At 71.8% G+C, this 25,668-nt stretch carries 25 protein-coding genes; 11 read left to right on the top strand and 14 right to left on the bottom strand.

Annotated features, from left to right (window positions below; translation table 11 throughout):
- Positions 1-143: 143 nt before the first annotated feature.
- Positions 144-842, top strand: coding sequence for a TerB family tellurite resistance protein (locus ABII15_RS13010; RefSeq protein WP_353942471.1), 699 nt, complete (start codon positions 144-146; stop codon positions 840-842).
- A gap of 30 nt (positions 843-872) precedes the next feature.
- Positions 873-1,418 (top strand): cysteine hydrolase family protein, encoded by a 546-nt coding sequence (locus ABII15_RS13005; RefSeq protein ID WP_353942470.1) that lies wholly within the window; start codon positions 873-875, stop codon positions 1,416-1,418.
- On the opposite strand, the gene ABII15_RS13000 is transcribed toward ABII15_RS13005, so the two are convergent.
- A complete protein-coding gene (locus tag ABII15_RS13000) occupies positions 1,415-1,687 on the bottom strand; it encodes a DUF397 domain-containing protein (protein ID WP_353942469.1) in 273 nt (90 codons plus the stop codon). The two genes, ABII15_RS13005 and ABII15_RS13000, sit on opposite strands and share 4 nt — an antisense overlap.
- On the bottom strand, positions 1,669-2,502 hold the full coding sequence (locus tag ABII15_RS12995) for a helix-turn-helix transcriptional regulator (protein ID WP_353942468.1): 834 nt from the start codon (positions 2,500-2,502) through the stop codon (positions 1,669-1,671). Before ABII15_RS12995 ends, ABII15_RS13000 begins: the two co-directional genes overlap by 19 nt.
- 115 nt (positions 2,503-2,617) lie before the next feature.
- Here ABII15_RS12995 and ABII15_RS12990 point away from each other — a divergent pair, with 115 nt between their 5' ends.
- Both ABII15_RS12990 and ABII15_RS12985 read left to right on the top strand, forming a co-directional pair.
- Positions 2,618-2,860: a hypothetical protein gene (locus tag ABII15_RS12990; RefSeq protein WP_353942467.1), complete on the top strand. Its 243-nt coding sequence runs from the start codon at positions 2,618-2,620 to the stop codon at positions 2,858-2,860.
- The gene (locus tag ABII15_RS12985; protein WP_353942466.1) at positions 2,857-3,072 is read left to right on the top strand and encodes a hypothetical protein; all 216 of its coding nucleotides are present in this window, start codon (positions 2,857-2,859) and stop codon (positions 3,070-3,072) included. Before ABII15_RS12990 ends, ABII15_RS12985 begins: the two co-directional genes overlap by 4 nt.
- A gap of 127 nt (positions 3,073-3,199) precedes the next feature.
- Here the strand turns inward: ABII15_RS12985 and ABII15_RS12980 are convergent, their stop codons facing one another.
- Positions 3,200-3,763: a cysteine hydrolase gene (locus tag ABII15_RS12980; protein WP_353942465.1), complete on the bottom strand. Its 564-nt coding sequence runs from the start codon at positions 3,761-3,763 to the stop codon at positions 3,200-3,202.
- Positions 3,764-3,838: 75 nt separating this feature from the next.
- On the opposite strand from ABII15_RS12980, the gene recO reads away from it, so the two are divergent.
- Both recO and ABII15_RS12970 read left to right on the top strand, forming a co-directional pair.
- Entirely contained in the window at positions 3,839-4,588 is a 750-nt protein-coding gene (gene recO, locus ABII15_RS12975) for a DNA repair protein RecO (RefSeq protein ID WP_353942464.1), read from the top strand.
- Positions 4,589-4,616: 28 nt separating this feature from the next.
- Positions 4,617-5,450, top strand: a complete 834-nt coding sequence (locus ABII15_RS12970; protein ID WP_353942463.1) for an isoprenyl transferase — start codon at positions 4,617-4,619, stop codon at positions 5,448-5,450.
- Between the two features lie 115 nt (positions 5,451-5,565).
- Here the strand turns inward: ABII15_RS12970 and ABII15_RS12965 are convergent, their stop codons facing one another.
- The 4 genes from ABII15_RS12965 to ABII15_RS12950 form a co-directional block, all read right to left on the bottom strand.
- Positions 5,566-5,967: a transcriptional repressor gene (locus ABII15_RS12965; protein ID WP_353942462.1), complete on the bottom strand. Its 402-nt coding sequence runs from the start codon at positions 5,965-5,967 to the stop codon at positions 5,566-5,568.
- A gap of 67 nt (positions 5,968-6,034) precedes the next feature.
- On the bottom strand, positions 6,035-6,931 hold the full coding sequence (locus tag ABII15_RS12960) for a metal ABC transporter permease (RefSeq protein ID WP_353942461.1): 897 nt from the start codon (positions 6,929-6,931) through the stop codon (positions 6,035-6,037).
- Position 6,932: 1 nt separating this feature from the next.
- Positions 6,933-7,706 carry a metal ABC transporter ATP-binding protein gene (locus tag ABII15_RS12955; RefSeq protein WP_353947044.1) on the bottom strand — a complete coding sequence of 258 codons (774 nt, stop codon included), beginning with the start codon at positions 7,704-7,706 and terminating at the stop codon, positions 6,933-6,935.
- A 35-nt stretch (positions 7,707-7,741) separates the two neighbouring features.
- Complete coding sequence (locus ABII15_RS12950) at positions 7,742-8,719, bottom strand: metal ABC transporter substrate-binding protein (protein ID WP_353942460.1); 978 nt, start codon at positions 8,717-8,719, stop codon at positions 7,742-7,744.
- A 188-nt stretch (positions 8,720-8,907) separates the two neighbouring features.
- Between ABII15_RS12950 and ABII15_RS12945 the strand changes: the two genes are divergently transcribed.
- A complete protein-coding gene (locus ABII15_RS12945; protein WP_353942459.1) occupies positions 8,908-10,290 on the top strand; it encodes a glycine--tRNA ligase in 1,383 nt (460 codons plus the stop codon).
- Between the two features lie 74 nt (positions 10,291-10,364).
- On the top strand, positions 10,365-10,577 hold the full coding sequence (locus ABII15_RS12940; RefSeq protein WP_353942458.1) for a hypothetical protein: 213 nt from the start codon (positions 10,365-10,367) through the stop codon (positions 10,575-10,577).
- 6 nt (positions 10,578-10,583) lie between these two features.
- Here ABII15_RS12940 and ABII15_RS12935 read toward each other — a convergent pair whose 3' ends face one another.
- The 4 genes from ABII15_RS12935 to ABII15_RS12920 form a co-directional block, all read right to left on the bottom strand.
- Complete coding sequence (locus ABII15_RS12935) at positions 10,584-11,174, bottom strand: TetR family transcriptional regulator (RefSeq protein ID WP_353942457.1); 591 nt, start codon at positions 11,172-11,174, stop codon at positions 10,584-10,586.
- A gap of 24 nt (positions 11,175-11,198) precedes the next feature.
- Entirely contained in the window at positions 11,199-12,209 is a 1,011-nt protein-coding gene (locus ABII15_RS12930) for an aldo/keto reductase (protein WP_353942456.1), read from the bottom strand.
- A 62-nt stretch (positions 12,210-12,271) separates the two neighbouring features.
- Positions 12,272-15,568 carry a tetratricopeptide repeat protein gene (locus ABII15_RS12925; RefSeq protein WP_353942455.1) on the bottom strand — a complete coding sequence of 1,099 codons (3,297 nt, stop codon included), beginning with the start codon at positions 15,566-15,568 and terminating at the stop codon, positions 12,272-12,274.
- A gap of 102 nt (positions 15,569-15,670) precedes the next feature.
- Positions 15,671-17,104: an MFS transporter gene (locus ABII15_RS12920; RefSeq protein WP_353942454.1), complete on the bottom strand. Its 1,434-nt coding sequence runs from the start codon at positions 17,102-17,104 to the stop codon at positions 15,671-15,673.
- A 110-nt stretch (positions 17,105-17,214) separates the two neighbouring features.
- Between ABII15_RS12920 and ABII15_RS12915 the strand changes: the two genes are divergently transcribed.
- Complete coding sequence (locus tag ABII15_RS12915) at positions 17,215-18,093, top strand: helix-turn-helix transcriptional regulator (protein WP_353947043.1); 879 nt, start codon at positions 17,215-17,217, stop codon at positions 18,091-18,093.
- Positions 18,094-18,105: 12 nt separating this feature from the next.
- Here ABII15_RS12915 and ABII15_RS12910 read toward each other — a convergent pair whose 3' ends face one another.
- Positions 18,106-19,572 carry an MFS transporter gene (locus ABII15_RS12910; protein WP_353942453.1) on the bottom strand — a complete coding sequence of 489 codons (1,467 nt, stop codon included), beginning with the start codon at positions 19,570-19,572 and terminating at the stop codon, positions 18,106-18,108.
- A gap of 167 nt (positions 19,573-19,739) precedes the next feature.
- Between ABII15_RS12910 and ABII15_RS12905 the strand changes: the two genes are divergently transcribed.
- Positions 19,740-20,627: a helix-turn-helix transcriptional regulator gene (locus ABII15_RS12905; RefSeq protein WP_353942452.1), complete on the top strand. Its 888-nt coding sequence runs from the start codon at positions 19,740-19,742 to the stop codon at positions 20,625-20,627.
- 95 nt (positions 20,628-20,722) lie between these two features.
- Entirely contained in the window at positions 20,723-21,856 is a 1,134-nt protein-coding gene (gene dusB, locus ABII15_RS12900) for a tRNA dihydrouridine synthase DusB (protein ID WP_353942451.1), read from the top strand.
- Between the two features lie 246 nt (positions 21,857-22,102).
- On the opposite strand, the gene ABII15_RS12895 is transcribed toward dusB, so the two are convergent.
- On the bottom strand, positions 22,103-24,079 hold the full coding sequence (locus ABII15_RS12895) for a glycogen debranching N-terminal domain-containing protein (protein ID WP_353942450.1): 1,977 nt from the start codon (positions 24,077-24,079) through the stop codon (positions 22,103-22,105).
- Positions 24,076-25,557: a hypothetical protein gene (locus tag ABII15_RS12890; protein ID WP_353942449.1), complete on the bottom strand. Its 1,482-nt coding sequence runs from the start codon at positions 25,555-25,557 to the stop codon at positions 24,076-24,078. The genes ABII15_RS12895 and ABII15_RS12890 overlap by 4 nt, the downstream gene beginning before the upstream one ends.
- Between the last annotated feature and the right edge of the window lie 111 nt (positions 25,558-25,668).

Here is a 25,668-nt window from a genome sequence, read left to right as displayed (position 1 = left end):
TGTACGGGGCCGGGGCGTATCTCGGCCATGGTCACAAGATCTCCGTGACCTGGGCGTGACCAAGGTGCTGACGCCGCCTCACCAATGTGGCTAACATCACGCCAACGCCGCGATGTTGCGGCGCCGTTACGGAGGTGTGCGACGTGCTGCCGAACAGGGAACTGGGGCGACGGGCCGGGGTCTCGCGAGTCCTGGGCGTGCACACCACATGGACGACCGTGGGCGACGGGGAGTTCTTCTGCCCGGGCTGCGGCGGCGACCGCAACTATCAGCGGCGCACGGGCCGCCGCCGTTTCCTCGTGCTCGGCGTGCCGGTGCTGCCGCGCGGCGAGACCGGGCCCGTGGTGGAGTGCGCTGCCTGTCAGGAGCGGTTCGGCACCGAGGCCCTCGACCATCCGACGACGCATCGTTTCTCCGCGATGCTGCGCGACGCCGTGCACACCGTCGTCCTCGCCGTCCTCGCCGTGGGCGGGGCCGCCTCCCGTACGTCCCTGGAGTGCGCCGTGGGCGTGCTGCGCGGCGCCGGGTTCGAGGACGCCTCCGAGGTGCGGCTCGCGGCGCTCGTGGAGGCGCTGGTGACCGACGCCGGGCGGATGCCCGAGCACGCCGGGCCCGGCGCGTCCCTCGCCATCGAGCTGCACGAGGCGCTCGACCCGCTGGCCCAGCATCTGGCTCCCGCCGGGCGGGAATCGATTCTGCTCCAGGGCGCCCGCATCGCGCTGGCCGACGGCCCGTACTCGTCCGCCGAGCGTGATGTCCTCGGCACCGTGGGCGCCGCGCTCACCATGTGCTCCGACGAGGTGGGGCAGTTGCTCGTGGCCGCCGCCCGGACGCCCAGCTGAGGGCTTGCGGGGCGCCCTAAGCTGGCCCGCATGCCGCACGCTCCCGCGCTCCTCGTCATCGACATGCAGAACGCCCTGCTGCCGATCATGCACCGGCCCGCCGCCACCGTCGCCGTCATCGCGGACCTGCGCACCCGGGCGCGGGCGGCCGGGGTTCCCGTCGTCACGATCCAGCACCACGGCGGCGGCCTCGAACCCGGTACGGACGGCTGGCGCATCGTCCCCGAACTCGACCCGGCGCCGGGCGAGCCCCTGATCGCCAAGACGACATCGGACGCCTTCCTGCGCACCGACCTCGCCACGGTGCTGGGCTCCCTCGGCGTCACCGAGGTGCTGATCACCGGGTTCGCCACCGAGAACTGCGTGGAGACCACCGCGCGTCAGGCGCTCAGCCGGGGCTTCGACCTCGTCCTCGTCGCGGACGGGCACACGACGTCTGTCCGCCCGGCGGTCTCGGACTTCGTTCCGGCGGAGCAGTCGATCGCGCATCACAACGAGATCTACCGGCACATCGACTTCCCGGACCGCCGGGTACGGGTGCTTCCGGCGGACCGGGTCGACTTCGGCCCCGCCTAGCCGAGCCGCGCGACGAACGCCTGCCAGGCCTCGGCGCCGATGACGACGACATCGCCGCCGGCCACCTTGGAGTCCCGGACGGGCACGACACCGGGAATGTTGTCGGCGACCTCGACGCAGGACTCGCCGCCATCGCCGCCGCTGTAGGTGGACTTGCGCCAGCGCGCGGCGCCGACGAAGTCGTGGGCGACCTCGACGCAGCTCCCGCCGTTGCCGTCGCTGAAGGTGCTCTTGCGCCAGCTTGCGGTGCTCAGGTCGTACTCGCGCATCGTCTGTAGTCCTCCGCCGCCGATTCGACCAGTGTCAGGGACACCTCCGGCGACAAGGCGGCGGCCCTTAGCTGATCGTAAGCCGCCCGTGAGCGGTGCACCACGGCTGGATCGTCGAGCAGATTCCCCGAATACACGGCTTCTGTATAGGCCGTTGGCGGGGCGTCCTCGAACTGCATCAGCACCAACATGCCGTTCATGAGGGCGTACGCCCCTGCCGCGTACGGCAGTACTTGGATCACGACGACTCGGCGCTGCGCCAGCGCCACGATGTGTTCCAGTTGCTGGGCCATCACTGCGGGGCCACCGACCGGGATGCGCAGCACGTTCTCGTGCATGATCACCCAATACACGGGGCGAGTAGCGCCCTGAAGGATCTGCGCGCGCTCCAGTCGGCCGGAGACCTTCTCCTCGATGTACTGGTCCTCGGCGAACCGGTTCATGGAGAGCGTGATCTCCCGTGCGTACGCCGCCGTCTGTAAAAGGCCCGGAACCAGCGCGGGCGCGAACTCACAGATCTCGGTCGCCGTCGCCTCAAGCTCCGCCGCCGCTGCGAAGTACTCCGCGTACCGGTGGTCGTCGATCAGGCTCCGCCACATCCGCTCGAAAATACCGTCGGATTGCAGGACGTCGTCGATCCTCTGGGCTACATCCAGCTGCGGCTTGCGAATGGCCTGTTCGAATTGGCCGATGTATCCACCGGAGACGAAAACCCTTATGCCCAGCTCTACTTGAGTGAGCCCGGCGTCCTCTCTCCGGCGCTTCAGTTCCTGCCCGAAGAACTCCCACGCCGCCTGTCGCGAACCATTGGCCACCGCCAACCCCCCAGCTCTGCCTCGCACTTGTAGTGCACAGACCCCTCCCCACTGTAGATCCGAAGCGTCACCGTTGAGGCACGAAGCGTGAAATCGAATCAGGCAGGGGAGCCAGGTGACGGGACGGACGAACCACGCCGCGCTGTGTGTGGAGGAGGCGGAAGAAACGGTGAACGGATTGCGATCGGCGCTAGCCGGGGCGGGAATTGTGCTGCCGTCGCTGGGGGTCGACCAGGGGTCAATCGCGCGAACTGCCCCGTGTCCCCTGGTGGAATTGGGGCGTTGTTCGGTTGACGCGGCGGCGCGCCTGACCGCCGTGCTCAGGTCAGCCCAGGACGACAGGAGCACCACCGTATGAAACCCCCGATCGGCTCCTACGCCGTCGACACGAGCACGGGTCAGGTCGGCATGGTGATGGGGCACGAAGGGCCGTACGTGCAGTTGCGGCCCTTCGGGGGCGGTCGGGAGTGGGACTGTCCGCCGGACGTGCTGCGGGAGGCGACGACGACGGAGCGGCTGAGCGCCGCGACGGCGTACGCGAACCGGAGGAGCCGGGGCGAGGTGCCCTGACGGGGCAGGCATGCGAGCCCGGTCGGCGGGCACACGGAGAGTGCGCGGCCCCTACGCCCCCCTGTCGGGCCGCGCAAGGTGGTGGGGCGGGCGGCGGCCTGGCAGGGCAGCCGCCCGCCCATTCCCGTCACGCCGGCGCGACGGCCTCCAGCCAGCCGGCCACGGTGACGACATCCGCCCACTGCGGGAACAGCCTCTCGATGAGGAACCGGTGCACCTCCGGGTCGGTGTCGAGGCAGCCGTCCGCCAGGACGGTGAGGCCGAAGTCGAGATCGATGGCGCTCCACAGCGTGGACATCACCACGGCGCTGGTGGCGATGCCCGCCAGCACGAGCCGGTCGATGTCGCGGGACCTGAGGACGAGGTCGAGGTCGCTGCCCGAGAACGCGCTCCCGCGCCGCTTGGTGACCACGACGTCGCCCTCCTGAGGCGCGATGCCGGGATGGATCTCGGTGCCGGGGGCGCCCTCGGTGAACAGCCCGGCCCGCACGACGTTCCCCATCACCTTGTTGCGGGGGCTGACCAGAGGGTCTCCCGGCCGCAGCCCGAGGACCACGTAGATCACGGGGATGCCCGCGGCCCGGGCGCCGTCGATCGCCGAGCGCAGGCGCGGCACATAACCCGAACCGTCGTCGGCGAGGGCCACGACGTCCCGTTGGACGTCCATCACCAGAAGTGCGCTGCCCGCCATGCTCGCCACCCCATCCTCGTCGGGAACCCCGGCCAGTCTCACAGGAAGGGGCGGGGGTGAGGGAGAATGAGTGCCATGAGTCTGTTCCGCGACGACGGCATCGTGCTGCGCACCCAGAAGCTGGGCGAAGCGGACCGCATCATCACCCTCCTCACACGCGGTCACGGACGCGTACGCGCCGTCGCCCGCGGCGTGCGCCGCACCAAGTCGAAGTTCGGGGCGCGGCTCGAACCCTTCTCCCATGTCGACGTGCAGTTTTTCGCGCGGAACAGTGAGCTGGTCGGCCGCGGGCTCCCGCTGTGCACGCAGAGCGAGACGATCGCTCCGTACGGCGGCGGGATCGTGACGGACTACGCCCGGTACACCGCCGGCACCGCCATGCTGGAGACGGCGGAACGGTTCACCGACCACGAGGGCGAGCCGGCCGTCCAGCAGTACCTGCTCCTGGTCGGCGCCCTGCGCACGCTGTCGCGCGGTGAGCACGAGCCGCACCTCATCCTGGACGCCTTCCTGCTGCGTTCCCTCGCCGTCAACGGCTACGCGCCCACCTTCGGCGACTGCGCGAAGTGCGGAATGCCCGGTCCCAACCGTTTCTTCTCCGTCGGCGCGGGCGGCTCGGTTTGCATCGACTGCCGGGTACCGGGCAGCGTCGTACCCTCACCGCAGGCCCTCGTCCTGCTCGGTGCGCTGCTCACCGGAGACTGGGAGACGGCGGACACGTGCGAGGCGCGGTTCGCGCGGGAGGGCAGCGGTCTGGTGTCGGCGTACCTGCACTGGCACCTGGAGCGCGGACTGCGCTCGCTGCGCTACGTAGAGAAAAGCTAGAGCTGAGCTAGGGGAGAGGCCCACCACCATGGCACGTCGCGGAATTCTCGGCCGGTCGTCACGACGCGAGTACGTCGTACCGCAACCGCACCCGTCGGGCGCGCGGCCGCCGAAGATCCCCGGCGAGCTGGTTCCCGAGCACGTCGCCATCGTGATGGACGGCAACGGCCGCTGGGCCAAGGAGCGCGGGCTGCCGCGCACCGAGGGGCACAAGGTCGGCGCCGAGCGGGTCCTCGACGTTCTCCAGGGCGCCATCGAGATGGGCGTCGGCGCCATCTCGCTGTACGCGTTCTCGACCGAGAACTGGAAGCGCTCGCCGGACGAGGTGAAGTTCCTCATGAACTTCAACCGCGACTTCATCCGCAAGACCCGCGACCAGCTCGACGAGCTGGGTGTGCGGGTGCGGTGGGTCGGGCGGATGCCCAAGCTGTGGAAGTCGGTCGCCAAGGAGCTGGAGATCTCCCAGGAGCAGACCAAGGACAACGACAAGCTGACCCTGTACTTCTGCATGAACTACGGCGGGCGTGCCGAGATCGCCGACGCCGCGCAGGCGCTCGCCGAGGACGTCAAGGCCGGCCGGCTCGACCCGTCCAAGGTCAGCGAGAAGACGTTCGCGAAGTACCTGTACTACGCGGACATGCCGGACGTCGACCTGTTCCTGCGGCCCAGCGGTGAGCAGCGCACGTCCAACTATCTGCTGTGGCAGAGCGCCTACGCCGAGATGGTCTTCCAGGACGTTCTGTGGCCGGACTTCGACCGGCGTGACCTGTGGCGCGCATGCGTGGAGTACGCGTCGCGAGACCGCCGCTTCGGCGGCGCCACGCCCAACGAGGTCCTTCTCCAGCTGGAGTCGGAGGGCTAGGCCCTCCGGCGGGGGCGGGTCGCGCCCCTGGACGAGCGAAGCTCGTTTCAGGGGCGCGGGGAACTGCGCGAGACGCCCCACCGGGCGGCAGACGAAGACGAGACCCGAGATCCGGTCAACCCGCGGAGCACTCCGCGCAGGTGCCGAAGATCTCCACCGTGTGCGCCACGTTCACATACCCGTGCTCGGCGGCGATCGCCTCCGCCCACTTCTCCACCGCGGGCCCCTCGACCTCCACGGCCTTGCCGCACACCCGGCAGACCAGATGGTGATGGTGGTCACCCGAGGAGCACCGCCGGTACACGGCCTCGCCCTCCGAGGTGCGCAGCACGTCGACCTCGCCGGCGTCGGCGAGGGACTGGAGCGTGCGGTAGACCGTGGTCAGACCGACCGAGTCGCCCTTGTGTTTGAGCACGTCGTGCAGTTCCTGTGCGCTGCGGAACTCGTCCACCTCGTCGAGCGCCGCCGCAACTGCCGCGCGCTGGCGGGTCGACCTGCCTCGAACCGGGGCTGCCACGGGTTCCTCCTCACATCCCTGCCACCTTCGTACGGCCGCCATTGTGCCAGGCGGCGCGGTGGCCGGGTCAGCCATGAAGGGAAGGGGACGGGGCCTGCTGCTCCGGGATCGGGCAGGCGGCCGGGTCGCCGGCCGGGGCGGCGACGGCCCTCGCCCGGCGCCGGGCGAGCGGCGTGGCCAGCAGGGTCAGCACGATGAAGACGGCGATGGTCAGGAGCACGATCGTCGCGCCGGGCGGCACGTCCTGGTAGTACGAGGTGACGGTGCCGCTCAGGGTCACCACGACACCGATCGCCACCGCGCCGACGAACGTCGCCCGGAAACTGCGGGTCAGCTGCTGCGCCGCCGCGACCGGCACCACCATCAGGGCCGAGACCAGCAGCAGACCCACGACGCGCATGGCGACGGTCACCGTCACCGCGGCGGTGACCGCGATCAGCAGGTTCAGGGCGCGCACCGGCAGGCCCGTGACCCGCGCGAACTCCTCGTCCTGGCTGACCGCGAAGAGCTGCCGGCGCAGCCCGACCGTCACCAGGACCACGAACGCGGCGAGCCAGCAGATCGCCGTGATGTCGGCCGGGGAGACCGTCGCCAGCGAGCCGAAGAGGTACGAGCTGAGGTTGGCCGTCGAGCCGCCCGGCGAGAGGTTGATCAGCATGACGCCGCCCGCCATGCCGCCGTAGAAGAGCATGGCGAGCGCGATGTCGCCGCGCGTCTTGCCGTACCAGCGGATCAGCTCCATGATCAGCGCGCCGAGCACGGAGACCGCCATGGCCATCCACACCGGCGACGTGGACAGCAGGAAGCCGAGGCCGACACCGGTCATCGCCACGTGACCGATGCCGTCGCCCATCAGGGCCTGGCGGCGCTGGACGAGGTAGATGCCGATGGCGGGCGCGGTGATGCCGATGAGGACGGCGGCCAGCAGCGCCCGCTGCATGAAGGCGAAGTCGAGGAATTCCATGTCAGCTCAGCAGTCCGGTGCGTACGGGCTCCGCCTCGGCGGAGTGCGGGTGGACGTGGTCGTGGCCGGGCAGCGCGTGCTGGCCGACGGCCTTCGGGGGCGGCCCGTCGTGCCGGACGCAGCCGTCGCGCAGGACGACGGCCCGGTCGATCAGCGGCTCCAGCGGGCCGAGTTCGTGCAGCACGAGCAGCACGGTCGTGCCCGCGGCGACCTGCTCGCGCAGCGTCGCGGCCAGCACCTCCTGGCTGGCCAGGTCGACGCCCGCCATCGGCTCGTCCATGATCAGCAGTTCCGGCTGGGCGGCCAGCGCGCGGGCGATGAGGACGCGCTGGTGCTGGCCGCCGGACAGGGCGTCGACGGAGTCCTTGGCGCGGTCGGCCATGCCCACCGACTCCAGGGCGCGGGTCACCGCCTCCCGGTCGGCCCGGCGCAGGATGCCGAACCGGGCGCGGGACAGCCGCCCCGAGGAGACGACCTCGGTCACCGTCGCGGGCACGCCGCCCGCGGCCGTCGTGCGCTGGGGGACGTAACCGACGCGCGCCCAGTCCCTGAAGCGGCCACGGGGCGTGCCGAACAGCTCGATCGCGCCGCCGGTGACCGGCACCTGGCCGATGATGCTGCGCACGGCGGTCGACTTGCCGGAGCCGTTCGCGCCGAGCAGGGCGACGACCTCGCCGCGGCGGACGGTGAGGTCGATGCCGCGCAGCACGGGGCGCGAGCCCAGCTCGGCCGTCACCTTGCGCAGGGTGATCACGGGTTCGTTCGTGTCCGCCATGGTGGCGTCGCCCTTCGGGTCGGTCGGTCCGGGGGTCACTTGGTGCCGAGCGCCTTCTGGAGCGCGGCCAGGTTCGACTCCATGACCGCGATGTAGTCGTCACCCCGGGACTTGTCGGTGATGCCCTCGATCGGGTCGAGCACGGCGGTCTTCAGCCCGGTGTCACCCGCGAGGGTCTTCGCGGTCCTGTCGCTGACGAGCGTCTCGTAGAAGACGGTGGTGACGCCGTCGGCCTTCGCCATCTTCTGGAGGTCCTTGACGCGGGCGGCGCTGGGCTCGCTCTCCGGGTCGAGGCCGCTGATGGCCTCCTCGGTGAGGCCGTAGCGCTCGGCGAGGTAGCCGAAGGCGGCGTGGGTGGTGATGAAGACCTTGCTGTCGGTGTTCTTCAGCCCGTCCGCGTACTTCTTGTTCAGCCCGTCGAGCTTGTCGACCAGGGCCGCGGTGTTCTTCTTGTACTGGGCCGCGTGGTCCGGGTCGGCCTTCTCCAGGGCCTTGCCGACGCCCTCGGCGACCTCGGCGTACTTCACCGGGTCGAGCCAGATGTGCGGGTCGGTGCCCTCTTCGGAGCCGTGGTCGTGGTCGTGCTCGTCCGCGTGCCCGCCGACCTCGTTGCCGTGCTTCTCCAGGTCGGTCAGGGAGGTGGCGTCGACCTTGGTGCCGATGCCGGACTGGCTGATCGCCTCGTCGACGGAGGGCTGGAGGCCCTTGAGGTAGACGGCGACGTCGGCCTCTTCGAGCTGGCCGCGCTGCTTGGCGCTGACCTCCAGGTCGTGGGGCTCCTGGCCCGGCTCGGTCAGATTGGTGACCGCGACGTGGTCCCCGCCGATCTGCTCGGCGAGGTACTGCATGGGATAGAACGACGCGACGACGTCCAGCTTGCCGCCGCTCTTGCCGTCCGCCGCTGTCGAGGACGAGCAGGCGGAGAGCAGGGCGAGGCCGAGCACCGTGGTGCCGGCGACGGCGGTGGTGGATATGAGGCGGCGGGCGGGACGCGGAGAGCGGCGTACGTTCATGACAGTCATTTTCAACAAAAGTGGAAACGATTGTCAACAAGCTCTTCGCGAGACCTTCGTCCCGCTCGGTCCCGCTCTGTGACCAGGAACCGATTTGGTTCGGGAGGTGGGCCCGCCGGTAACCTGAGGCATTCGCTCCCGGAGCGCGTATCCAGCGCGCTCACCGTCGTCGTAATGAAGAGAGCACCGTGGCCGCCGACAAGATCGAAACCATCGTCAGCCTCAGCAAGCGCCGTGGCTTCGTCTACCCCTGCAGCGAGATCTACGGCGGCCAGCGCGCCGCCTGGGACTACGGGCCGCTGGGTGTGGAGCTGAAGGAGAACCTCAAGCGCCAGTGGTGGCGCTACATGGTCACCGCGCGCGAGGACGTCGTCGGTATCGACTCCTCCGTGATCCTGGCGACCGAGGTATGGCAGGCGTCGGGCCACGTCGCCACGTTCTCCGACCCGCTGACCGAGTGCACCGCGTGCCACAAGCGTTACCGCGCGGACCACCTGGAAGAGGCGTACGAGGAGAAGAAGGGCCGCCTCCCCGAGAACGGCCTGGCGGACATCAACTGCCCCAACTGCGGCACCAAGGGCGCCTTCACCGAGCCCAAGCAGTTCTCCGGCCTGCTCGCCACGCACCTCGGCCCGACGCAGGACAGCGGCTCGATCGCCTATCTGCGCCCCGAGACCGCGCAGGGCATCTTCACCAACTTCTCGCAGGTGCAGACGACTTCGCGCCGCAAGCCGCCGTTCGGCATCGCCCAGATGGGCAAGTCGTTCCGCAACGAGATCACGCCCGGCAACTTCATCTTCCGCACCCGTGAGTTCGAGCAGATGGAGATGGAATTCTTCGTCAAGCCGGGCGAGGACGAGAAGTGGCAGGAGTACTGGATGCAGGAGCGGTGGAACTGGTACACCGGCCTGGGCCTGCGCGAGGAGAACATGCGGTGGTTCGAGCACCCGAAGGAGAAGCTCTCCCACTACTCGAAGCGCACCGCTGACATCGAGTACCGCTTCCGCTTCGGCGGCAGCGAGTGGGGCGAGCTGGAGGGCGTCGCCAACCGCACGGACTACGACCTGTCCGCGCACTCCAAGGCCTCCGGCCAGGACCTCTCCTACTTCGACCAGGAGAAGGGCGAGCGCTACACGCCGTACGTCATCGAGCCCGCGGCCGGTGTCGGCCGCACGATGCTGGCGTTCATGCTCGACTCCTACTTCGAGGACGAGGCCCCGAACGCCAAGGGCAAGATGGAGAAGCGCACGGTCATGCGCTTCGACCACCGCATCGCCCCGGTGAAGGTCGCGGTGCTCCCGCTGTCCCGCAACCCCGAGCTGTCCCCGAAGGCGAAGGGTCTGGCCGCCGCGCTGCGCCAGAACTGGAACATCGACTTCGACGACGCCGGTGCCATCGGCCGCCGCTACCGCCGGCAGGACGAGATCGGCACGCCGTTCTGCGTCACCGTCGACTTCGACACCCTCGAGGACAACGCGGTGACGGTGCGCGAGCGCGACACCATGAAGCAGGAGCGCGTCTCCCTCGACCAGATCGAGGGCTACCTGGCCGCCCGCCTGGTCGGCTGCTGACCCAGGCATGTGACGTGCGCCCCGGCCCGCCGTTTCGGCGGTGGGCCGGGGCTTTTTGCTGCACACTGCGGCGTGTGCCTCACATGACGAGCAGCAGGGTCAGCCGCTGGGACCAGCACGGGCGCGGACATGTCGTGCGGGTCGAAAAGGCGGGTATGCAGCGCCAGTTGACGTGCGAGACGTGCGGCTGGCGGCGAACGGCGCAGTTCCTGCCGTGGCTCAAGGCCGAGGAACATCTGGAGCAGGCGCATCAGGCGACGGTGGATCCGACGGCGGGCGGCGACTGAGCGGCCCTAGCGGGTCTCGATGCCCCGCATCACCAGGTCCACCACCGCGTCGAACGCCGCCGTCGCGTCCGGGCGGGTCCACTCCTGGGCGTGCACCGGGTCGTGGAAGTGGGCGGTCGCCTCGAAGATCGCGCGGACCGTCGCCGTGGTGTCCGGTGCCTCGAACTCGCCCCGGGCCACGCCCTCTTGGAGGATTCCGGTGAGCTGGCCGAGGAGTTCGGCGATGTGGGCGTCGACCACCTCGCTGTTCTCCGTCGTCAGGACCGTGTACGTCGCGAACAGCTCCGGGTCGTCGCCCGCCTTGTGCCGCTTGGCGTCGAAGAGGGCCGACAGCCAGTGCCGGAGCTTGGCCGCGGGCGGCTCGTCGCCGTCCGCGACCGCCGACAGGACGCCGGTGGTCCGGTCCAGCCAGCGCTTGGTCACCGCGCCGCGCAGCTCGGCCTTCGTACGGAAGTGGCGGTACACCGAGCCGTGGCTGACCCCGAGCGCGCGGGCCACGTCGACCACCGTCGCCTTCGCCGCGCCGTGGCGGCGCAGCACCTCCTCGGTCGCGGCGAGGATGCGCTCGGGGGTCAGGGTCTCGGTGGTCGGTGCCATGGCGTCGACGGTACCGGGCCGCGGTCAGCGCTCGCTGTCGAGGGCGGCCATCTGTGCCGCCGCGTACCGGTCGCCGGCGGCGGCGCCCGCGGGTACGGCCTCCTCGATCGCGGCGAGGTCGGCCTCGTCCAGCGTCACGTCGAGCGCGCCCAGCGCCTCGGTCAGCCGGGTCCGGCTGCGGGCGCCGATCAGCGGCACGATGTCCTCGCCGCGGCTGAGCACCCAGGCGATCGCGGTCTGCGCGACGCTGACGCCCTTCTCGTCGGCGATCTTGCGGAGCCGGTCCACCAGGTTCAGGTTGTGGTCCAGGTTCTCCCCCTGGAAGCGCGGCGAGAAGGAGCGGAAGTCGCCCGGGGCGAGCTGCCGGTCGCGGGTGTAGTGCCCGGAGATCAGGCCGCGCGAGAGCACGCCGTACGCGGTGATGCCGATGCCCAGCTCACGGGTGGTCGGCAGGATCGTGTCCTCGATGCCGCGCGAGATCAGTGAGTACTCGATCTGGAGGTCCGAGATCGGGGCGGTGGCGGCGGCCCGGCGGATGGTCTCCGCGCCGACCTCGCTCAGCCCGATGTGCCGCACATGACCCTTCTCGACCAGCTCGGCGATGGCGCCGACCGTCTCCTCGATCGGCACGTCCGGGTCGAGCCGGGCGATCCGGTAGACGTCGATGTGGTCGACGCCGAGCCGCTGGAGCGAGTACGCGACGAAGTTGCGCACCGCCTCGGGCCGCCCGTCGTACCCCGACCAGCCGCCGTCCGGGTCGCGCAGCGCGCCGAACTTCACGCTGGTCAGCGCATTGGCCCGGGCCGCGGCGGGCGCCGAGCGCAGGGCCTCGCCGATCAGCATCTCGTTGTGCCCCATGGCGTAGAAGTCGCCCGTGTCCAGCAGCGTCACGCCCGCGTCGAGCGCGGCGTGGATCGTGGCGACGGACTCCGCCCGGTCGCTCTCGCCGTACAGCGCGGACATGCCCATGCAGCCGAGGCCGACGGCGGCGGTGCGGGGGCCGGTGGTACCGAGGGTTCGCGTGGGAAGGTTCATGCCTTCAGAGTGACATGACAGGTGACAGATTTCAATTTCTGTCATCTGTTACTTGTGGGGTGTCAGTGGTCGTCCTCCAGGCGTCGGCGCAGCGCCGTCAGGTGGTCGTCGCTCCCGGGGACGACGGGGCGCAGGGTCTCCAGGACCGTGGAGAGCTCGCGGCGGTCGCCCGGTGTGGGGCCGAGGCCGAGGAACACGGTCAGGAACTCGTCCGCCTCGGTCCACCGCGTCGCCAGACAGTGCGCCAGGACGAGGTTCCCCGTGTCGGGCACCGACGGCGCCTCGCCCTCGGCCGGGGCGGCCGAGCAGAGTTCGACGGCGCGGCGCAGGCAGTCCTCGTACTCGGGGCGGCCCAGGGCGAACAGGGCGACGGCCTTCTCATAGAAGACCCACCCGTCCTCGGGGTCGAGGGCGAGAGCGCGGTCGTAGTCGGCCAGGGCTTCCTCGTGGCGGCCGGACACGCGGTGGACCAGGCCTCGGTTGGCGATGGCCGACGTGGACGCCGGGTCGAGGGCGACGGCGCGGTCGAGGTCCGCCAGAGCCTCGTCGTAGCGCTGGACGAGACGCCTCGCGCGGCCGCGCTGCCGGAGCGTCCAGGCGTGGTCGGGTTCGAGGGCGACGGCGTGGTCGTAGTCCGTCAGGGCCTCGTCGTCGCGGCCCAGGTCCTGCCGGACGAAGCCGCGCTGCCGGAGCGTCCAGGCGTGGTCGGGTTCGAGGGCGATGGCGTGGTCGTAGTCCGTCAGGGCCTCGTCGTCGCGGCCCAGGTCCTGTCGGGTGAGGCCGCGCTCCCGGAGTATCCAGGCATTGTCGGGCTCCAGCGCGAGAGCGCGGTCCAGATCGGCCAGCGACTCCGGAAGCCTGCCGAGGCCCCTGAGCGACTTGCCCCGCTGACCGAGGGCCCAGGCGTCATCCGGTCTCAGCGCCAGGGCGCGGCCGAAGTCGGCCAGAGCCTCCTCATGTCTGTCCAGAAGGCCGAACGTCTGGCCCCGCTGGGAGAGGGCCCAGACATAGTCGGCGTCGAGCGCGAGGGCGCGGTCGAACTCGGCCAGAGCCTCGTCGAGACGTTCCATGCTCTGGTGCGTCTTGCCGCGCACCGCGAGAGCCCAGGCGTTGACGGGATCGATCTCCAGCGCGTGGTCCAGATCCGCCAGCGCCCCGTCGAACAGCCCCATACGGCGACGCGTCTCAGCGCGGACCGTGACGTTCCAGGCGTGGTCGGGGCTGGCCGCGAGCGCGTGGTCGAAGTCGCTCAGCGCCTCTTCGTACCGCTTCAGGTGCAGGAGCGTCAGGCCGCGGTACTCCCAGGCCCACACGATGCCCTGGTCCAGGGCGAGGGCTCGGTTGTAGTCGGCCAGGGCCTGCTCGAGCCGGTCGGCGCGGCGGAGCGTCTCCGCTCGCTGCGCGAAGTGCATGCCGGACGGGTCCAGAGCGACGGCGCGGTCGAAGTCGGCCAGCGCCCCCTCGTACCGGCCCATGACCCGCTGGGTCTGGCCCCGGCTGCGCAGGGCCCACACGACGTCCGGTTCTCGCTCGATGGCCTGGTCCAGGTCGGCCAGGGCCTCGTCGAGCCTGCCGGCGCGACGGTAGGTCTCCCCACGGAAGCGGAACGCCCGGGGAAGAGGCTCGGTCTCGATGGCTGTCGTGCAGTCGGCCAGTGCCTGGTCGATGTCGTTGTGCGACAGGTGCGCCAGGCTGCGCAGCAGATACGCCAGGCACCGCCCCCGGGAATCGAGGTCGGCGCGGGACAGCAGCAGCGTCAGCGCGGCGACTCCGGGGAGCGGCTCCTCCAGCGCGGCGAGCAGGTCCCTGCCCCACTCCCGCACGGCGGCCGCGTCGGCGTCCTGGCCCGCCTGGACCAGATTCTGCACCCAGCGCCGCAGGGTCGTGCCGTGGTGGTCCTGGGCGTCGAGCAGCTCGCGCAGCGCGTCCGGCAGAGCGGTCCGTGGCGCGGCGCACAGCCTGTGGTACGTCTCGTGCAGCCGGAAGGAACGCCACTGGTCGTCCTTCCACCGCTCGAACACCGGGCCGTCCTCCAGGCCCAGCCGTACCCGCCGCTGCCGGAACACCTCCGCCAGGCGGCCGTGCTGCTCCGCCCAGCGCGACGGCGACTGCTGCCGCTGGAGCCGCAGCATCGAGGACCGTACGACGTCGTGGTACTGGCCGCGTCCGGCCCGGTGGATGAAGAAGGGGCGCGAGCGCAGCCAGGGGAACTCCTCCTTGGCCTCCTCGTCGACGACGGACCGGTAGGTGTCCTCGTCGATCTCCAGGGGCAGCGCGCAGGCCAGGGCCGCGGCCCGCCGCACGGAGTTGGTCTCCCACTTCAGGAACCGTTCGACCGCGGTGCCGCTCGGGTCGCCCACCTCCGCGACGCTGGACGGACGGCCCTCGGCCAGCATCGAGACGAGCACGGGGAGCCCGCCCGACAGGCCCAGGACGACCTCGATGACCTTCTCGTCGGTGACGCCCTTCTCGGTGAGCAGCTGGCGTGCCTCGGTCTCGGTGAACACGGCGAGCGGCAGATCCGTGACGAGGTCGAGCCAGTCGCCCCAGCACGGCGGGTCGAGCCGCGACTGCCCGGCGAGGACGACCAGGACATTGGCGGGGAGCGGACCGTACCGGTCGCTGACCAGGACGTCCCGCAGCCAGGTGTCCAGCATCGGGCCGGTGTGCTCGTACGTGTCGAAGAAGAGGACCACCCAACGGTGGCGCTCCGCGGCGTCCGTCAGACCGCGCAGAAAGACCGGCGTGAGCACCTGGAGCGGCGCGGTGACCAGCTCGACGTCCTCGTGGTTGCGCAGCCGGGCGCTCAGCAGCGCCTTGAACCGGTCGGCGCCCGCCGCCACCTGATTCGGGTCGAGCACGCTGGTGAAGGGACCGACGCCGGGGATGGTGCCCAGCCCGGCGAGGGCGAGCTGGGAACCGATCACGCTGGAGGGGGACGGACCCTGCGCGGGGATGCCGGGGCCCGTGCCGCCCGACTCCAGCGTCGTGGCGGCCGGTTCCGCGCTCGCGCCGGCCTCGTGGCGCCGCTGCCGGTAGGTGCTGAGCGTCTTGCCGAACCCCTTGAGGTCGACGCCGCGCTGGGAGAACTGGGCGTTGACCGACTCCAGGGCCTCCACCACGTCGGCGGTCGACTCGTCCAGGTACGCGGTGAGCGCACCGGCGTCGCGGGCGGCGGCCTCCAACTGGCGTACGAGCGTGGACTTGCCGACCCCCGCCGGACCGTGGATGTGGAACAGGAACTGGCTCGCCTCGCCCGGCGGCTGCTGGAGAGCCTCCCGGAACACGGCCTGTTCGCCCTGGCGCCCGATCAGGCCGGTGCGCCGCCGCCGTCGTATCAACTCCTGCCGCGAAGGCACTCGTTCCGGCACTGTCGACTCCCGCCCCCGTGGCCACCGCCGCGTCGTTCCGTGACGGCCATGGTCCCGCAACCGGGGCACGGTGTCCCGGGGTCGGCGGAGTCAGGCGATCGTGCGCGGCAGCCGCAGGCTCAGGGTCACCGTCAGGGCCACCGCCACCAGCTGCACCAGCAGTGTCACCACCAGCGCGTCGCGCATGCCGAGACCCGGGGCCAGGGAGAGGAACAGCGAGCCCAGCGTCGCCACTCCGAGAGCGAGCGCGGCCTGCTGCGTCGTCGTCATCACGCCGCCGCCGACCCCCGCCCGTTCCGCGGGCACCTCGGACAGGATGATCCGGAAGAGGATGGGCAGTTGGAGCGCCTGGCCCGCCCCGGCGAGCGCCGCGCCCGGCAGCATGCCGAGCACCCCGAGGTGCGGCCAGTCGCGCCAGGCCGCGAGGGCGATGAGCGCCACCCCGGTCCCCTGGAGCAGGCCGCCCGCGGTGACGATCCGCGTGCCCCAGCGCGCCACCAGTCGCGGGCCGGCCAGCGACGTGCCGAAGAAGACCGCCGCCATCGGCGCCAGGGCGAGCCCCGCCGCCGTCGCGCCGAGCCCCTCGCCCTGCTGGAGCGCGACCGCGATGACGAACATGAACCCGCTGAAGCCGATGGAAAACGGCACCACCATCACGAGCCCCCGGCGCAGGGAGGGCAGCCGGAACAGCGACGGCGGGACGAGCGGGGTCCGGCCCGCCCGGTCCGCCCGGCGCTCCACCGCGTAGAAGGCGTACGCGAGGAACGGGAACGCCGCGAGCGACAGCCAAGTCCACAGTGGCCAGCCCGCCGACCGGCCCTCGGTCAGCGGGGCGAGGAGCGCGCCCAGGGACAGGGCGAGCAGCACCGTGCCGGGGCCGTCCACCGGTTCGGGGTGCGCGGAACGCGTCTCCGGCACCGCGCGGACCGCGAGCACCAGGGCGAGGACGACGACCGGCACGTTCACCAGGAACACCGAGCGCCAGCCCGTGCCGAGCACGTCCGCCGAGACCAGGACGCCACCGAGCACCTGGCCCGCCACCATCGACAGCCCGGCCGTCGCCCCGTACAGGCTCATCGCCCGCGCCCGGCGCGGACCGGCCGTCGTGGCCTGGATCGTGGCGAGGACCTGCGGCAGCATCACCGCGGACGCGGCGCCCTGCGCGACCCGGGCCGCGACCAGCGTCCACGCGGTCGGCGCAAGACCGCAGGCCAGCGAGGTCAGGCCGAAGGCCGCCATGCCGCCGACGAACAGCCGGCGGCGGCCCAGCAGATCGCCGAGCCGGCCGCCCAGGACGAGCAGGACCGCGTACGCGATGCCGTACCCGGCGACGACGAGTTCGAGGACCGGCTCGCTCGCGTTCAGATCGCGGTCGATGGTGGGCAGGGCGACGTTGACGATGAAGAAGTCGATGAGGGGCAGGGCCGCACCGAGCAGCACCGTGCACAGGCCGGTCCCGGTGAGCGCGGCGGCGCCCGGGGCGGTGGCCCGCGACGGCGCCGCGGTGGGTGTCTGGATGGTCATGCCGTCGAGACTCCGCCGCCCGCGAAGCTGGTACCAGAGTGTTCTTATCCTGGTAGAACCTCTACCTGGAAACAGGATCCGCGGCGTCCCACGCTGGGAGCGTGACCACCATGACGCAGGAAGCGCAGCAGACGTACGCGACGGGCGCCCGGTCCGCCGAGATCCGCCGCCACGAGCTGGCCGGATTCCTGCGCAGCCGCCGCGAACGCATCGCGCCCGAGGACGTCGGCCTGCCGCGCGGCCGGCGCCGCCGCACCCCGGGCCTGCGCCGCGAGGAGGTCGCGCACCTCTCCGCGGTCGGCGTCACCTGGTACACGTGGCTGGAGCAGGCCCGCGACATCCAGGTCTCCGCGCAGGTCCTCGACGCCCTCGCGCGCACCCTGCGGCTCGACGCGAGCGAGCGCGCCCACCTGTTCGGCCTGGCCGGTGCGATCGACCCGACCCCGGCGGCGAGCTGCACCACGCTCACCCCCGAACTCCTGGACCTGATCGCCAAGTTGGAGCCGATCCCGGCCTGCGTGCAGAACAGCCGCTACGACATCCTCGCCTACAACAGCACGTACCGGCTGCTGCTCTGCGACCTCGACGGGATCCCGCCCGAGGACCGCAACTGGATGATCCTCGCGTTCACCCACGACAGCTGGCGGTCCTCGATCATCGGGCTCGACGACGTGCTGCGCACGATGGCCGCCAAGTTCCGCTCCGGCATGGCCGAGCACCTCGGCGAGCCCGCCTGGAAGCTGGTCCTGAAGCGGCTGACCGAGGAGTCGGCGGAGTTCCGCGAGCTGTGGGAGCGGCACGAGGTCGTCCAGTCGGTGCCCAGCAAGGTGAAGCACTTCGACAACCCGTACGTCGGCCCGCTCTCCGTCGTCCACACCGACCTGTGGCTGGGCCGGGACTGCGGGGCGCGCATGGTCACGTACACCCCCGCGGACGAGACGACCCGCGAGCGCCTGGAAGCACTCCGGGAGCTGGCCGCCGACCGGTAGCCCGGCGGCCCGTCACGCTCCGGTCGACGTCTTCGTCAGCGCCGCGTCCGCCGGCTCCTCCAGCTGCTCCGCCGTCCGCCGCGCCGTCTCCCGCGCCCACGCCCCGCTGGTCACCGCGCCGAGCACGAGCACCGCGAGCCCGCACCCGGCGATGATCCACCAGCAGGCCCGGCCGGCGTCGACGAACGACGCGGCGTACGAGGATCCGGCGACGCCCGAGGCGAGCACCGCGCCGATGACGGCGACGCCGAGGGTCTGGCCGATCTGCCGGCTGGTGGAGGCGACGGCCGCGGCCACCCCGGCCTGGGCGCGCGGCATCCCGGAGACGGCGGTGTTGGTGATCGGCGCGTTCACGAAACCGAAGCCGATGCCGAACAGCACGTACCCGATGAGCAGGCTGGTGTTCGAGGTCTCGGCGTCGAAGGCGGCGAACAGCACCCCGCTCGCCGTCATCATGACGCCCGCGATCAGCAGCGGAAGACGCGGCCCGCGGCTGCCGACCAGGCGGCCGGACAGCGGCGCGCAGACGAACGTCATCGCCGCCATCGGCAGCATCCACAGCCCCGCGTGCAGCGCGTCCAGACCGCGCACGTCCTGGAGGTAGAGCGTCGACAGGAACAGGAAGCCGCCGAGCGCCGCGAACCCGCAGATCGCGATGACGGTGGCGCCGCTGAACGGCGCCGAACGGAAGAACCGCAGATCGATCAGCGGCTCCGCCCGCCGCGGCTCGTACAGCAGGATGCCGACGAGCGCGGCCAGCGCGAGGGCCGCGCAGCCCACGATCCGCGCCGAGGTCCAGCCCGCCGAGGGCGCCTCGATGATCGCGTACGTGAGCGAGCCGAGCAGCGCGATGATCAGGACCTGCCCGACCGGGTCGGGCCTGCGGGCCTTCGGGGCGCGGGACTCGGGGACGTAGCGGAGGGTGAGCAGCAGGGCCGCGAGGCCGACCGGCAGGTTGATCCAGAAGATCGAACGCCAGCCGACCGAGTCCACCAGCAGCCCGCCGACCAGCGGACCGGCGGCCATCGAGATGCCGATGACGCCGCCCCACACCCCGATGGCACGGGCCCGCTCGCGCGGGTCGGTGAACGTGTTGGTGATGATCGACATCGCGACCGGGTTGAGCATCGAGCCGCCGACCGCCTGCACCATGCGGAAGGCGACCAGCGCCTCCAGGGTGGGGGCCAGCGAGCAGGCCACCGACGCCGCCGTGAAGATCAGGAGCCCGGTCATGAAGACCTTGCGGCGCCCGATCCGGTCGGCCGTCGACCCGGCCAGCATCAGCAGCGAGGCGAGGACCAGGGTGTAGGCGTCGATCGTCCACTGCATGCCCGAGAGCGTGGCGTCGAAGTCCTTCGCCATGGAGGGCAGGGCGACGTTCAGGACGGTGTTGTCGAGGCTGACGATCAGCAGGCTCATGCAGCAGATCGCCAGGATCAGCATGCGCCGTCGGTGGGTCGGGGTGGGTGCATCGGGCATGTAATCGACGTTAACCGGAGCCGCGCCCGGACGTGCAGGTGAGGTGGAGGCCATGGCTACGACGATGGCCGCCCGCTCAGCCTGGTACCAGAGCCTGCTCATCCTGTTACAGGTAGTACCCGGCAACAGGATGGCGGGCGGCGCCGGGGCGGGCGCATCCTGGACGCATGACGACCGCAGCCACCGTCGAAGCCGCGGGCGCCGGTACGGACCGGGCCGCCGCCGATGTCCGCCGCGCCGAGCTGGCCGCCTTCCTGCGCAGCCGGCGCGAGCGCATCACCCCGGACCGCGTCGGCCTGCCCGGCACCGCCCGCCGCCGCACCCCGGGCCTGCGCCGCGAGGAGGTGGCGCACCTCGCCGCGGTCGGGGTCACCTGGTACACGTGGCTGGAGCAGGGCCGCGCCATCAACGTCTCGGCCGGTGTCCTGGACGCCATCGCCCGCGCCCTGCTCATGGACCCCGCCGAGCGGGCCCACGCCTTCGCGCTCGCCGGGACCACCGACCCCCGCGCCGAGACCGCGTGCACAGTCGTCACGCCCACGATCCAGCGCCTGCTCAAGCGCCTGGAGCCCTACCCGGCCGCGCTGAAGAACGCCCGCTACGAGATCCTCGCGCACAACCGCGCCTACGCGTACGTCTTCGGCGACCCCGCCGAGCTCGACCCCGAGCACCGCAGCGCGCTGTGGCTGCTGTTCATGAACGACCGCTGGCGCACCCGGTTCCTCGACCGGGAGGCGATGGTGGGCGACCTGGTCGCCAAGTACCGCAAGGCGATGGCCGAGCACGTCGCCGAGCCCGCCTGGAAGGCGCCGGTGGACGAGCTCCTCAAGGTGTCGCCGGAGTTCCGCGAGCTGTGGGAGCGGCGCGACGTCGCCCCGATGGTCTCGCACGTCAAGCGCTATCTGCACCCGGACGCGGACATCGGCCTGCTGCGTCTCGAACACCGGCACATGTGGCTCGCCCCGGACGGCGACGCGCACCGCGTGGTGGCCTACCTGCCCGCCGACGACGACACCGACGAACGCCTGGAGAGGCTGGCCGCCCGGACGGGGTGAGCGGCCGGTGGGCCGAGTGGGGGACAATGGATGCTTGCCGAGCCGCCCGGCGGCCCGGCCGACGCCCCAGCCGTACGTCCCCGGAGACCCGCCCGATGTCCCAGCAGCCGCTCCAAGTAGGCCCGCACACCGTGCAGCCGCCCGTGGTCCTCGCACCCATGGCGGGCATCACGAACGCGCCGTTCCGCACCCTGTGCCGGGAGTTCTCGGGCGGCAAGGGGCTCTTCGTCAGCGAGATGATCACGACGCGCGCCCTGGTCGAGCGCAACGAGAAGACCATGCAGCTGATCCACTTCGACGAGACCGAGAAGCCTCGCTCGATCCAGCTGTACGGGGTCGACCCGGCCACCGTCGGCAAGGCCGTCCGCATGATCGCGGAAGAGGGCCTCGCCGACCACATCGACCTGAACTTCGGCTGCCCGGTCCCCAAGGTGACCCGCAAGGGCGGCGGCTCCGCGCTGCCGTACAAGCGGCCCCTGCTGCGGGCGATCCTGAAGGAGGCCGTCTCCGGCGCCGGTGACCTGCCGGTCACGATGAAGATGCGCAAGGGCATCGACGACGACCACATCACGTTCCTCGACGCCGGGCGGATCGCGGTCGAGGAGGGCGTCACCGCGATCGCGCTGCACGGGCGTACCGCCGCGCAGCATTACGGGGGCACGGCCGACTGGGACGCGATCGCGCGGCTCAAGGAGCACGTGCCGGAGATCCCGGTGCTCGGCAACGGAGACATCTGGTCCGCCGACGACGCGCTGCGCATGGTCCGGGAGACCGGGTGCGACGGGGTCGTGGTCGGCCGTGGCTGCCTCGGGCGGCCGTGGCTGTTCGCCGATCTGGTCGCCGCGTTCGAGGGGCGCGAGGAGCGGGTCCGGCCGACGCTCCGGGTGGTCGCCGACGCGATGGTGCGGCATGCCACGCTGCTCGGGGAGTGGATCGGGGACGAGGCGCGGGGCGTCATCGACTTCCGCAAGCACGTGGCCTGGTACCTGAAGGGGTTCTCGGTCGGCTCCGAGATGCGCAAGCGGCTGGCGATCACGTCGTCGCTGGAGGAACTCCGGGCCGGGCTCGACGAGTTGGACCTGGACCAGGACTGGCCGGCCGGGGCCGACGGGCCCCGGGGGCGTACGTCCGGGAACAACCGGGTCGTCCTGCCCGACGGCTGGCTGAAGGACCCGTACGACTGCGCGGGGCTCTCCGAGGACGCCGAGCTGGACACGTCGGGGGGCTGACCGCCCTTCGTCCGCGGCTCTCGTCGTGGCTTCTCGCGCAGTTCCCCGCGCCCCTGGAAACCCGCTGTCTCGCGCGGCTCTCGTCGTGGCTGGTCGCGCAGTTCCCCGCGCCCCTGAGATGCGCACTTCGTGCGGCATCTCATCGCAGGTAGCCGCCCCTGGGCGAGCGGAGCTCGCTCCCAGGGGCGCGGGGAACTGCGCGAGAAGCGGCCACCGGGCCGCGGACGAATGAACAACCCAGGGGGCCTAGCCTCCGACGGCGGTCAAGAGCGCCAGCGGCGCCGCAGCCGAGCGGGACTCCCGGGCGCAGGCGTACGGGAAGGGCACCGGCGCCGGATGCGCGGCACGGTCGTAACCGGCGACGACCTCCGGCAACCGCCCCCCACAGGCGACGGCCGCCGCGACCACCCCACCCGCGACCACCCGCGCCTCGTCATGCAGCCCGTACCGGGCGAGCCCCAACGCGATCAGCGCGTTGTCGTGCGGCCACACCGACCCCCGGTGGTACGACAGGGGATGGTGCGCGGCCTGCCCGGCGGCCAGCGTCCGTACGCCCCAGCCCGAGAAGAAGTCCGGCTCCAGCAGCCGCCGCCCCACCGCGGCCCCGTACTCCTTGTCGAGCAGCCCCGACCACAGCAGATGCCCGGCGTCCGAGGCCAGCGCGTCGACCTGGCGCCCGTCCCCGTCGAGCGCCAGCGCGGGAAACCCTTTCTCCGCCATCCAGAAGTCCCGCACGAAACGATCCCGCAGATCGGCGGCGGCCTGCTCCAGCAGCTCCGCGTACACCGCGTCGTCCCAGACCGTCCTGGCCAGCACGGCGGTGCGCCGCAGCGCGTCGTACGCGTAGCCCTGGGCGCCCGCCGCCATCACCGGCCCGGTCGCCCGGCTGCCGTCGGCCCAGCAGATCGCGCCGGGGGAGTCCTTCCAGTTCTGGTTCGCCAGGCCGCCCTGGTCGGCGCGGTAGACGAGGTACCCGCGCGAGGTCAGCCCGCCGTGGTCCAGCATCCAGCCCACCGCCGCGCGCGCGTGCGACTCCAGGCGCCGGGCGAGCCCGGTCTCCCCGGTGTGCTCCGTGTACGCGCCGAGCAGCACCAGGAACAGCGGCGTCGCGTCGACCGAGCCGTAGTAGCGCCCGTACGGCACCTGCCCGAAGTGCGCCAGCTCCCCGTGCCGCACCTCGTGCACGATCTTCCCGGGCTGGGCGACGGCCCCCTCGATCTGCTCGGTGGCCTGGGCGGCGGCGAGCACCGGCAGGGTGGCCGCGGCCAGTTCGGGCCGGTAGGGGAGGGCGAACAGGGAGGTCAGCAGGGCGTCGCGGCCCAGCAGCGTCAGGAACCACGGCACACCGGCGGCCGGCACCAGATGCCGCTCCCCGTCGGGACCGGCCGCGGGCACCCGCAGCACCGCCAGATCGGCGAGGCCCCGGGAGCAGGCGGCGGCCAGCTCCGGCCAGGAGCCGGGCAGTGTCACGCCCGCGCTGAACTCCCGTACGGAGGTGGCGAGTTCTTCGGCGGCGGCGGCCGGGCTCGCGGGCACCGGCTCCGGGGCGGATCCCGAGGGCAGCGCCGCCACTCGCAGGGTGAGAGCGGTGCTGCCCTGGGCCGCCAGTTCCACGGTCCACACCAGACGGCGCGCCCCGGTGCCCGTCTCCTCGACGGCCTTCGGCGCCGGATCGCTGGTCACGGTCGTCGACGAGCGCCAGTCGCCCCGCGTGTAGGTGAACTCCACGCCGTCGTCGAGGACTTCGCGGGTGCGGACCACGCCCGTCTTCGCATAGGTGCGGTGGTCGGAGCGCAGCTCGAACTGGTCGGCGAAGTCGGCGTCGACGGTCAGCGCCACCCGGACCGTGGTCGCCACCGGCCGGTTCGACACGATGCGCAGCAGCTCCACCAACGAGCCCTCGCCCACGGCCTGTTCACGGAAGAGCGTGTACGCGGGCGGCTCCTGGCGGCCGCCGCGCGGCACCAGGACACAGCGAGCCGGTCCGGCGTCGTCGCAGGACAGGGGCGTGAGCACCTCGGGAGCGGCCCCGTCGACGGTGAGCTGCCAGCGGGACAGGTGCCGGGCGTCCCGGACGAACAGGCCGTCCGAGGAGAGGGCGCCGCGCACCGCGCTCAGCCCGCCGCCCGCGTCGAGCGCGGCGAACGTGCCGCCGCGGATCAGGAGTTGAGGAGTGCGGCTCTGCCCCTGGCCGTATCCGTTTCCACCAAATGTCTCCGTCATCGAGAGGTTCCTTCCCTCCGGCCCTGTCCCCGCGGTCCCGCCCGCCCGGCGGTGCCCGGTACCCGCGTCCACGGCGGCCGCGGCCGCCGGTGCTCCGCGCCCGCCTCGCCGTCGGCGTCCCGCGCCGGCTGCCCGTCCAGCAGATCCAGTGTGAGTGCGGCGGTCCAGCCGAAGCCGCGGGCGCCGCAGCCCGCCCCCGTGTACGGATCGACGTACTCGGCGAAGTCCGACGTGTCCGCCGCGTCCAGCAGCGCCGCCCGCAGCCGCGCCGCCCGCGCGTGCTCGCCGTGCAGCCGCAGTCCGCGCTCCAGCAGCCAGTTGGTGTTGAACCAGGCCGGGCCGCGCCAGTACCGGTGCGGGTCGAAGGCGGGGCCCAGCAGGTCGTAGCTCGGCGCGAGCCGCACCCCGTCGCCGAGGCCGAAGTGCGGGCCGCGCACGGTGGCGAGCAGCGCGCGGACCACGGTGCGCGGCAGCGCGGGCAGGATCAGCGGGATCAGGCCCGAGACGCCGTACTCCCGGATCAGGCCGCCGCCGCGCACGTCCCGGCAGAAGAACATGCCCGCCTCCGGGTCCCACAGCCGGCCGACGAGCGCCGCCGTCAGCCGCTCGGCCCGCGCGTGCCGGGCCGTGCCCGCCGCGCCCAGCTCGCAGGCGATCCGGGCGAGCGCGTGCTCGGAGGCGGCCAGCAGCGCGTTGAAGGAGGGGTCCTCCACCGCGAACTCGCCCGCCCCGTCGGCGTACCGGCCGTCGCGGTAGTCCGCCGCGAGACGCACGTACCGGCCGTAGTCGAGGTCCGTCGGGCGGTCGTCCGCCGCGCCGTGCGTGAGGTCGGCGCGGCGGAAGGCGCCCGGCTCGGCCGGGGTGATCCGGCTCAGCGGTGCGTCCCAGCACGGGCTGTTGTCCATCCCCTGCTCCCAGGGGTGCACGACCGAGACGAGCCCGCCGCCGCCCAGATCGCGGCGGTGCAGCAGATAGCGGTGCCAGGCGGCGAGTGCGGGGTACACGCGGTACAGGAAGCCGCGGGAGCGGGAGAGCGCCGGGTCGGCGCGGTGCACCAGCCAGGCGGCCAGCGCGTGCACGGGAGGCTGCACGATCCCCGAGGTCTGCACGGCGGGCGGGGCGCCGGCGGCGCGGCCCGCGGTGGAGGAGCGCCAGAAGTCGGGACTGGGGAAGTAGGCGTCGAGGGCGATGTCGGGGTTGAACACGATGTGCGGGATCCGGCCGTCGCCCCACTGGGCGCTCAGCAGCGTCTCCAGCTCCGACTGGGCCCGTAAGGGGGAGACGTGCCGCAGCCCGATCGCGATGAACGCCGAGTCCCACGACCACTGGTGGGGGTACAGCGTGCGCGAGGGGACGGTCGACGCCCCGGTCCAGTTGGCGTCGAGGACGTCGACGGCGCGCTCGCGCAGCGGATCGGGCGGCTGCCCGCGCCGTCCGGTGCCGGCCGCGATCGCCTGCCGCTCGGTCGTGTGCTCCACATGTTCTCCCGTGGACTGCGGGACTGCCGGGCCGAACCCCTGACAGGGTGTCGGTTACGCAGCAGGCAGCATAGAGTTACGTCTACTTAACACGCAAAACCTAGAATGTAA

Source organism: Streptomyces sp. HUAS MG91 (genome assembly GCF_040529335.1).
In the GTDB taxonomy this organism is placed as follows: domain Bacteria; phylum Actinomycetota; class Actinomycetes; order Streptomycetales; family Streptomycetaceae; genus Streptomyces; species Streptomyces tabacisoli.
Note: the sequence above shows the minus strand (reverse complement) of the source record. Positions and strands in the feature narration are given on the sequence as shown.